At 70.3% G+C, this 9,224-nt stretch carries 7 protein-coding genes; 2 read left to right on the plus strand and 5 right to left on the minus strand.

The window, feature by feature from the left end; all coding sequences use genetic code 11:
* Window positions 1–153 precede the first annotated feature (153 nt).
* From VFM98_RS13650 to VFM98_RS13660, 3 genes are read right to left on the minus strand one after another with little or no spacing between them, the layout of a single operon-like run.
* A complete protein-coding gene (locus VFM98_RS13650) occupies window positions 154–960 on the minus strand; it encodes a ferritin-like domain-containing protein (RefSeq protein ID WP_325110463.1) in 807 nt (268 codons plus the stop codon).
* Between the two features lie 36 nt (window positions 961–996).
* Window positions 997–1,536, minus strand: a complete 540-nt coding sequence (locus VFM98_RS13655) for a hypothetical protein (RefSeq protein WP_325110464.1) — start codon at window positions 1,534–1,536, stop codon at window positions 997–999.
* A 10-nt stretch (window positions 1,537–1,546) separates the two neighbouring features.
* On the minus strand, window positions 1,547–2,731 hold the full coding sequence (locus VFM98_RS13660; protein ID WP_325110465.1) for a zinc-dependent alcohol dehydrogenase: 1,185 nt from the start codon (window positions 2,729–2,731) through the stop codon (window positions 1,547–1,549).
* 146 nt (window positions 2,732–2,877) lie between these two features.
* Here VFM98_RS13660 and rocF point away from each other — a divergent pair, with 146 nt between their 5' ends.
* Together rocF and VFM98_RS13670 are read left to right on the plus strand one after the other, a co-directional pair.
* Window positions 2,878–3,786, plus strand: a complete 909-nt coding sequence (gene rocF / locus VFM98_RS13665) for an arginase (protein ID WP_325110466.1) — start codon at window positions 2,878–2,880, stop codon at window positions 3,784–3,786.
* 10 nt (window positions 3,787–3,796) lie between these two features.
* Window positions 3,797–6,958 carry a PAS domain-containing protein gene (locus VFM98_RS13670; protein WP_325110467.1) on the plus strand — a complete coding sequence of 1,054 codons (3,162 nt, stop codon included), beginning with the start codon at window positions 3,797–3,799 and terminating at the stop codon, window positions 6,956–6,958.
* Between the two features lie 152 nt (window positions 6,959–7,110).
* Here VFM98_RS13670 and VFM98_RS13675 read toward each other — a convergent pair whose 3' ends face one another.
* Window positions 7,111–8,097, minus strand: a complete 987-nt coding sequence (locus tag VFM98_RS13675) for a tripartite tricarboxylate transporter substrate binding protein (protein ID WP_325110468.1) — start codon at window positions 8,095–8,097, stop codon at window positions 7,111–7,113.
* Window positions 8,098–8,124: 27 nt separating this feature from the next.
* On the minus strand, window positions 8,125–9,224 hold a 1,100-nt coding region (locus tag VFM98_RS13680; protein WP_325110469.1), incomplete at its 5' end, for a CaiB/BaiF CoA-transferase family protein.

Consider the following 9,224-nt stretch of genomic DNA (forward strand, 5'->3'; position numbering starts at 1 on the left):
TGCCCGTTCATCCAGATGATGCGCACCCGCGTCCAGGCGTCGTCGTCCAGCTTGCTGATCGGCTTGCCGACCATGTCCTTCCAGGTGAAGCGCTGCTTCGCGAGCGGCGTGCCCTGGTCCTGCATCAGGTTGATGGCCATCTTGTCGCTCCCTTCAGACCGCCGGCGTGCCGGCACCCTGCGTCACCAGCGCGGTGAGCCAGCCTTTCACGATCGCCATGTGTTCCTGTTCCTGCGCCAGCGCGCCGAGGAAGCGCCCGGCCAGCTCCGATTCGCCGGCGTCCTCCGCCAGCGCCACCAGCAGCTCCCAGCCGGCGTTGTCCGTCATTTCCGCCGTGAGCATGGCGTTGAGGCATTGCGCCAGCGTCGTGCGCGGATCGGTCAGCACCTGCAGCAGGCCCATCGAGGCGGTGCCGATCACGTCGGCGCAGGGCGTTTGCGCGGTGGGATCGCCTCCCATCTTGCGCATGGCTTCGCCGAGCATGTGGAAGTGCTGCAGTTCCTCGTTGCGGATGCGGTGCAGGGTCTGCAGCGGGCTTTCGCCGGCCACCGATCCGGGCGCGCCGGCAGCGCCCTCCAGCGGCGGCAACTGGTCGGCCGGCACCAGCACTTCCTGGCCGGGCGCCTGCACGGCTTCGTACTTGGTGATCAGCGCTTCGTACAGGCGGGTGCCACCGCGCTCGAAGGCGATGCGCTCGCCGATCTTGTCGAGGAAGATGCTGGGCGCGGCGCCCTTCATCTTCGCCATGCCCGCCTTCAGCACGCCTTTCATGGAGGCGGGCGGCGGGATCGAGCCGACGGTCTCCGACTCGTTGATGTAGGTCAGGCGTTCGGCGTCCGCCGCCGTGGTGTCGATCGGCATCGCGGGGCTCAGCGCGTCGGCCGCCTCGGTCATGGCCTGCACGTCCACCGGCGAGAGGGCGGCGCCGGTGCGGTTCATTCCTATCGTGGTCGCTTCCATGGGGTCCTTCGTACTGCGTGGGGGTGGGAGAGAGGGTCAGCGTCGCCGCTTGCGCCGGCTGTTCGCATACAGCAGCAGCGCTGCGACGCCGCCGAAGATGGCGGCCTTGCGGATGAAACCGTTGCGGTTGTAGCGCCACTCCGCCGGGCCGCCCATCTCGGTGAAGAAGTTGGGCACGTGGCCCTGCGCGAGGTCGTCGATGATGCCTTCGACCACGTTCACGCGGTCGGCGAACAGCAGCATCAGCCAGTGGCGCAGGTCGTTCTCGCTGTAGCGGAAGGCGCCGGCGCGGATCATTCCCGACAGGCCCGAGGGCGGCTGCGCGGTGCCGAACACGGGCGTGAGGCCCGGCCGCTCGGTGGAGTGGAACACCTGCACCGTGCGCGGCTGGTGTTCGATGTCGTCCCAGTGCCTGGCGATGAAGCGCGGTGGCGTGCGCTCCTTCGGATAGCCGGGGCGCGCCTGCGGGTCGAGGTCGGCGCCCCAGCCGGCGATGCCTTCCGGCGGGCGGCGCTGGTGCTCCTGCGGCGGCGTCTTCTCGACGTAGATGGTGGCGTCTTCCGGATGGTTGCTCATGGACGATTCCTCAGTGCAGCTGCGCGCTCACCTCGCGCTCGTACGCGCGCGCCGAGGGCGGGATCAGCACCGGCTTGATGCAGTTGTCCAGCTTGCTGGAGAAGATGTGGTACGCATCGGCCACTTCCTCCAGCGGGAAGCGGTGCGTGATCACCTCGCTGGGCTTGAGCCGCCCGGCCTGGATGTGCTCGATCAGGCGCGGCAGGTGGCGCTTGACGGCCGCCTGGTTGGCGCGGATGGTCAGGCCCTTGTTCAGGACGTTGCCGATCGGCACCATGTTGCCCGTGGGCCCGTACACGCCCACGATGGAGATCGTGCCGCCCTTGCGGGCCGCGTTGATGGCCCAGTGCAGCACGGTGGCCGAGCCGCCCTGCAGCTTGAGGTAGCGGCCGCTCAGCACCTGCAGGGCGTTGCCCACCGCCTCGGCGCCGACGCAGTCGATGCAGACGTCGGCACCGAGCCAGTCGGTCATGCCCTTGATGTGCTCCGCCATGTCCTGCACTTCCTTGAAGTTCACGATCTCGGCGGGGCACCAGCTGCGCGCGAATTCGAGCCGGTATTCCAGGTGGTCGACCACGATCACGCGGCCGGCGCCCATCAGCCAGGCCGACTTGGCCGCGAACAGGCCCACCGGGCCGGCGCCGAACACCACCACCGTGTCGCCCTCGGCGATCTCGCCCATCTGCGCGGCCTGGTAGCCGGTGGGGCAGGCGTCGGTGAGGATCACCGCGTCGTCGAGGCTCAGGTCCGAGGGGATCTTCATCGGGCCCACGTCGGCCATCGGCACCCGCACGTACTCGGCCTGCCCGCCGTCGTAGCCGCCGGTGGTGTGGGAGTAGCCGTAGATGCCGCCTACGGCGGTCGCTTCCGGGTTGACGTTGTGGCAGTTGGAGAACAGCTCCTTCTGGCAGAAGAAGCAGGTGCCGCAGAAGATGTTGAACGGCACCAGCACGTGGTCGCCCGGCTGCAGGCTGCGCACCGAAGAGCCGACCTGCTCGACGACGCCGACGAACTCGTGGCCGAAGGTGTGGCCCACGCGCGTGTCGGGAACGAGGCCGTGGTAGAGGTGCAGGTCCGAGCCGCAGATGCACGAGCGCAGCACGCGCACGATCGCATCGTTGGGGTGTTCGATCCGGGGGTCGGCTTTCTGTGTTGCCCGCACGCGGTAGGGCCCGCGGTATTGCATCGCCAGCATCGTCGCTCCTGTCCTGGTGTTTCGGTCGGAGCGAGCCATTCTCCGGATTCGAACGCGGCCATGGGGGCGCCGGATGCATCCCGTTGCAAGCGGCCCCGCTGCGGCGCGGCTCGGGCCACAATGGGCGCTGCACATCCACGCGAACGATGACCACAGTCAGCCTCATCGGTGCGCCCACCGACGTCGGTGCCAGCGTGCGCGGCGCCGGCATGGGCCCGGACGCGCTGCGCGTCGCCGGCCTGGCCGAGGCGCTGCGCGCCCACGGTTGCCAGGTGATCGACCGCGGCAATCTCTCCGGCCCGCCCAATCCCTGGCAGATGCCCGTCCACGGCATCCGCCACCTGGGGGAAGTGGTGGCCTGGAACCGCGCCGTCTTCGACGCCGTGTCGACGGCGCTCGCGATGAGCCACGTGCCCATCCTGATGGGGGGCGACCATTGCCTGGCGATCGGCTCCATCAGCGCGGTGGCGCGCCAGTGCCGGCAGGAGCAGAAGCTGCTGCGCGTGATCTGGCTCGACGCCCACACCGACGTCAACACCGAGGCGATCAGCCCCAGTGGCAACATCCACGGCATGCCGGTGGCCTGCCTGCTGGGGCACGGCCCGGCCGACCTGGTGGGCTGGAGCGGCGAGCGCGCCGCCATCGATGCCGGCAGCATCGACTTCGTCGGCATCCGCAGCGTGGACGCCGACGAGAAGCAGGCGATCCGCCACCTGGGCCTGCAGGTGTTCGACATGCGCCACATCGACGAACACGGCATGCGCTACACCATGACGGAGGTGCTGCAGGACGTGGACGAGAACACGCACATCCACGTGAGCTTCGACCTCGATTGCCTCGATCCGATGGAGGCGCCGGGCGTCGGCACCGGCGTGCGCGGCGGGCCCACCTACCGCGAGATGCAGCTGTGCATGGAGATGATCGCCGACACGGGCCGCGTCGGCTCCATCGACGTGGTGGAGATCAACCCGGCCCTCGACGTGCGCAACCGCACGGCCGAACTGGCGGTGGAATTCATCCAGAGCCTGTTCGGCGCCTCGACGCTGGCACGTTAGAGTCGCTGGCGTGGACCCCGCCCGAACCGCGCCGCCCCTTCCCGATGCCGACGAGGCCGCACGCCTCGGGGCGCTGGAGCGCCTGGGCGTGCTCGATACGCCAGCCGAGGGCCTGCTCGATAGCCTTGCGCGCAGCGCCGCCGCCGCCTGCGGCACGCCGGTGGCGCTGGTGACGCTGATCGACCAGGACCGGCTGTGGATCAAGGCCCAGGCGGGCCTGGAAGGCTTCGCCGAGTTTCCCCGCGCGAGTGCGCTGTCCACCACGGTGCTGGCGGAGCGCGGCTACGTGGAGATCCCCGACGCACGCCTCGATCCGCGCACCCGCGAAAAGGACTGCGTGTGGGGCCCGCCGCACTTCGTCTTCTATGCCGGCGCACCGCTCGCCACCCCGGAAGGCCACGTGGTCGGCAGCCTGTGCGTGCTGGACCGGGAGCCGCGCCCCGGCCTCGCACCCGCCCAGCGGGCCGCGCTGGAGGAACTGGCGCGCGCCACCATGCAGGCGCTGCTGCTGCGGCAGGCCGCGCACCGCACGGTGCTCTCGTCGAGCGAGCGGATGTTCCGCGAGCTCTCGGAATGCTGCCCCGTGGGCATCTTCCACACCGACGCGCAGGGCCGCTGCGTCTACACCAACCCCCAGTGGCAGCAGCTGTTCGGGCTGTCGCTGGAGGAGTCGCTGGGCAACGGCTGGATGCGGCGCATCCATCCCGAGGACCAGGAGGGCCTGGTCCGCGACTGGCAGGCCACTGCGGCCAGCGGCGGCAGCTTCGACCACGGCTTCCGGGTGGTGCACTCCGACGGCAAGGTGCTGCATCTGCGCGCGCGCGGCCGCGCCGTGGCGCTGCCGGGCGGATCGGCCGGCGGCTACATCGGCTCGCTGATCGATGTGAGCGACGAGGTCGCCACCCGGCAGCAACTCGAAGCGAGCAACACGTTCCTCGCCCGCGCCGAGCAGATCGCGGGCGTGGGCGGCTGGCGGCTGGACCTGCAGACGCGCGAAGTGCTGTGGACGGCGCAGCTGCGCCGCCTGCTCGACCTGCCGCCCGACTACCGCCCGCGCGGCGACGAACACCTGCTCTACTTCGCGCCGCCCGTGCGGCGCGTGATCCGCACCACCGCCGCGCGCTGCATTTCCACCGGCGACCCATGGGACGTGCAGGTGCCGATGACCACCGCGCGCGGCCGCCAGGTCTGGGTGCGCTCCATCGGACAGGTGGAGTTCCGCGAAGGCAGGCCCGCCGCCCTGGTGGGCGTGATGCAGGACGTGACCGAGAGCCAGCGCGCGCGCGCCGCGCTGGAGCAGAGCCAGGAGCGCCTGCACCGCGCGCTGGAAGGCTCGGGCCTGGCGCTGTGGGACCTGGACGTGCACGCCGAGACGGTCTACCTCTCGGCCACCTGGTCGCGCATGCGCGGCGGCGAGCCGCGCGAGACCCGGTGCAGCGCGCAGGAACTGCTGGACCTGGTGCCGCCGGAAGACCTGCCGCGCATCACCGCCGCGCTGGAGAAGGTGCTGGCCGGCACGTCCTCGCACTATGCGGTGCAGCACCGGGTGCGCCGCCTCGACGGCAGCCTGCTGTGGATCCACAGCGAGGGCCGCGTCGCCGAGCGCGACGCCCACGGCGTGCCGCTGCGCATGGTGGGCACCAACCGCGACATCACCCAGGCCCGGCAGGCGGAGCAGGACCTGCGCGAGGCGCGCGACGCCGCCGATGCGGCCAGCCGCGCCAAGAGCCAGTTCCTGGCCACCATGAGCCACGAGATCCGCACGCCGTTGAACGGCATCATCGGCATGACCAAGCTGCTGCTGGACGAGCCGCTGGCGCCGGAGGTGCGGCGCCACGCGGACCTGATCGACCGCAGCGCGCATTCGCTGCTGGCATTGGTCAACGACATCCTCGACTTCTCCAAGATCGAGGCGGGGCAGATGGAGATCGAGAGCGTGGCCTTCGACCTGCACGAGCTGGTGCAGGACGTGGCCAACCTCTACCGGCTGCGCGCCACCGAGAAGAGCCTGCTGTTCCGCGTCCGCATGGAGCCGGGCGTGCCGCAGTTCGTGCAGGGCGACCCGACGCGCATCCGCCAGGTGCTGGTGAACCTGCTGGGCAACGCGCTGAAGTTCACGCACGCCGGATCGATTTCGCTGGACCTGCGGGCCACCACCCAGCCCGCGGCCTACCTGCTCGAATTCACCGTGGCCGACACCGGCATCGGCATCCCGCCGGAGGTGCAGCCGCAGCTGTTCACGCGCTTCATGCAGGCCGACACGGCCACCACGCGCAAGTTCGGCGGCACCGGCCTGGGGCTGGCGATCGTGCAGCAGCTGGTGCAGCTGATGGGCGGCGCGGTGCGGGTGCGCAGCGCGCCGGGGCAGGGCTCGCGCTTCGTGGTGACGCTGCCGGTGCGCAGCGCGCAGGAGGCGGCGCCGGCCTCTGTGTGGCTGGACCTGCCCGCGCCCTCGGCCGGCACGCGCATCCTGATCGCGGAGGACAACACCACCAACCAGGTGGTCGCCTTCGGCATGCTGCGCAAGCTGGGCTACGAGAACGTGCGGCTGGCCAACAACGGCATCGAGGCCTGCCAGCTGGCGCTGGACGAGCCCTTCGACCTGATCCTGATGGACTGCCAGATGCCGGAGATGGACGGCTACGAGGCGACGCGGCGCCTGCGGGCGGCCGGCTGCAACAGCACCATCGTCGCGATGACGGCCAACGCGATCAAGGGCGACCGCGAACGCTGCATCGAAGCCGGCATGAACGACTACGTGACCAAGCCGATCGACCTGCGCATCCTGCGCGGGGTGCTGGCGCGCTGGGCCAGCGGGCAGTCCTCACGGCTGGCGGACCTGCCGCCCTTCTCGCCGGGCGACCTCGATTCGCGCTTCGGTGGCGACACGGAGCTGCAGCAGGTGGCGCTGGGCACCTTCCGCCAGGCGACGCCGCCGCTGCTGGCCAAGTTGCGTGCCACGCTTGCGTCCGGCAACCGCCAGGCCCTGGGCCTGCTGGCGCATTCGGCCAAGGGCGGCGGCCTGATGGTCTCCGCCGAGCGCTATGCCGCCATCGCCGCCGCCCTGGAGGAGCGGGCGGCAAGGGCGTCGGTGCAGGAGCTGCACAAGCTCCTGGACGACCTGGAGGGTGCGTTCGAGGATTTCGTCGCCGTGGTGCAAGCCAGACCGTAGGCTGGCTGCTCGTAGGCTGGTGCTGGAGCGATAGCGAAAGCCCAGCGATGCGCGAGCGCCGCGAAGCGCTGGGCTTCGGGCATTGCCGAGGCATCGGCCTCGGCAACGCGCTCAGCACCAGCCTACGGAACGCGCGCTCTCGCCGATTCTGGTCACTGCGGCTCCAGCCCCACCTTCTTCACCAGCGCCGCGTACTTCGCCAGCTCGGTGCGGAAGGCGGTCTGCGCCTGCTCGGGGGTGCTGACGTGGATGCTGTTGCCCATCTTGGCCATCGTCTCCTTGACCGCGGCGTCGTTGAAAGCGGCCACCACGGCGTCGTGGGCCTTCTTCACGCTGGCGGCGCTCATGCCCTTGGGTCCGATCACGGCGAACCAGGCTTCCACCGCGAAGTTGGCCAGGCCCTGTTCCGCAAACGTCGGGATCTCCGGCGCGGCGGGGGTGCGCTGCGCGGTCAGCAGGCCGATCGGACGCAGTGCTCCGCCCTTGATCTGGCCCTGCACGCTGGGCAGCGCCGCGACGGCGAAGTCGATCTGGCCGCCCATCAGGTCGGCGACCATCGGGCCCACGCCCTTGTAGGGGATGTGGCGCGCCTTGGTGCCGGCCGCTTCCATCACCAGCTCCGCGGCCAGGTGCAGGATGGTGCCGTTGCCGCCGGAGCCGAAGTTGTATTCGCCCGGCTTGGCCTTCAGCAGCGCGAAGAACTCGCGCGCGTTGGAGGCCGACACCTTGTTCGGGTTGGCGACCAGCACCATGGGCGTGGCGCCGACGACGGCGATCGGCGTGAAGTCGCCCGGCATGTCGAAGGGCAGGGACTTCAGCACGCTGGGGAAGATCACGACGTTGTTCGACACGACGGACAGCGTGTTGCCGTCCGGGGCCGAGCGCGCCAGCGCCTGCAGGCCCAGCACGCCGCCGGCGCCGGGCTGGTTCTCGACGACCACGTTGGCGCCGAGCGCCTTCGACAGCGCGGGGGCGGCCGAGCGGGTGATCGCGTCGACGCCGGAACCGGTGGCGTTGGGCAGGATGAAGCGCACGTTGCCGGACTGGGCCAGTGTGGCCAGCGGCAGGCCGGCGGCAGCCAGCGCGGCGCCGGCGGCCAGCACGTTACGACGAGTGATGAGGGAAGTGGAATGGCTCAATTTGTCTCCTGAATCGCATGCCTGTTGTCAAGCCACCACTGCTTTCGCCCGCAACGCTTCGATCTCCGCGGCGCCGAGCCCGAGGGACTCCAGCAGTTCGCGGCTGTGGGCGCCCAGGACGGGCGGGTCGAGCCGCACGCCGAGGCGCTCGCCGCCGAGGGTGAAGGGCAGCAGGGTGGTCTTGACGGTCTCGCCGGCCCTTTCTCCGTCGGGCAGCCGCATGTCCGCGAGCCCGCCGGTGGCCAGGAGATGGGCATCATCGTACAGGTCTTCGGGACGGCGGATCGGCGCGAAGGGCAAGCCGGCCTTCTCCATGAGCGATGCCAGTTCGGTGGCGCTGCGATCGCGCAGGCGCTCGCGCAGGGTGGCGAGCAGCTTCGGCCGCTGCACCACGCGCAGGTTGTTGGTGGCGTAGTCCGGCTCGGACTTCAGGTCCGGGAAGCCCAGCACGTCGCAGAACTTGAGCCACTGGGCGTCGCTCACCGCGGCCAGGAAGATCTGCTCGCCGTCCTTCACGGTGAAGACGTCGTAGACGGCCCAGGGGTTGTCGCGCGCCGGCATGGGCGCGGCGGGCTTGCCGGTGATGGCGTACTGCAGCATGTGCTGGCCGACGAGGAACACGTTGTTCTCGTACAGGGCGGATTGCACTTCCATGCCGCGGCCGGTGATGCCGCGCTGGATCAGCGCGCCGAGCACGCCGATGGCCGCGAACAGGCCGCCCATGATGTCGTTGACGCTGGTGCCGGCGCGCAGCGGGTCGCCCGGACGGCCCGTCATGTAGGCCAGGCCGGCCATCATCTGCACCACTTCATCGAGCGCCGTGCGGTGGTCGTAGGGCCCGGGCAGGAAGCCCTTGCACGTCGCGTAGATCAGCTTCGGGTTGGCGGCGCTCAGCGACGCGTAGTCCAGCCCGTACTTCTCCATCGTGCCGGGCTTGAAGTTCTCCGCCACGACGTCGGCGCTCGCGCACAGCTTGCGGGCGAGCGCGGCGCCCTCGGGCTTGCGCAGGTCCACCGCGATGCTCTTCTTGTTGCGGTTGAACATGGGGAAGAAGCCGATGCCGGCGCCGAGCAGGCGGCGCGAGTGGTCGCCCTCCAGCGGCTCGAGCTTGATCACCTCGGCGCCCA

Source organism: Ramlibacter sp., from assembly GCF_035706265.1.
Taxonomy (GTDB): Bacteria; Pseudomonadota; Gammaproteobacteria; order Burkholderiales; family Burkholderiaceae_C; genus Ramlibacter.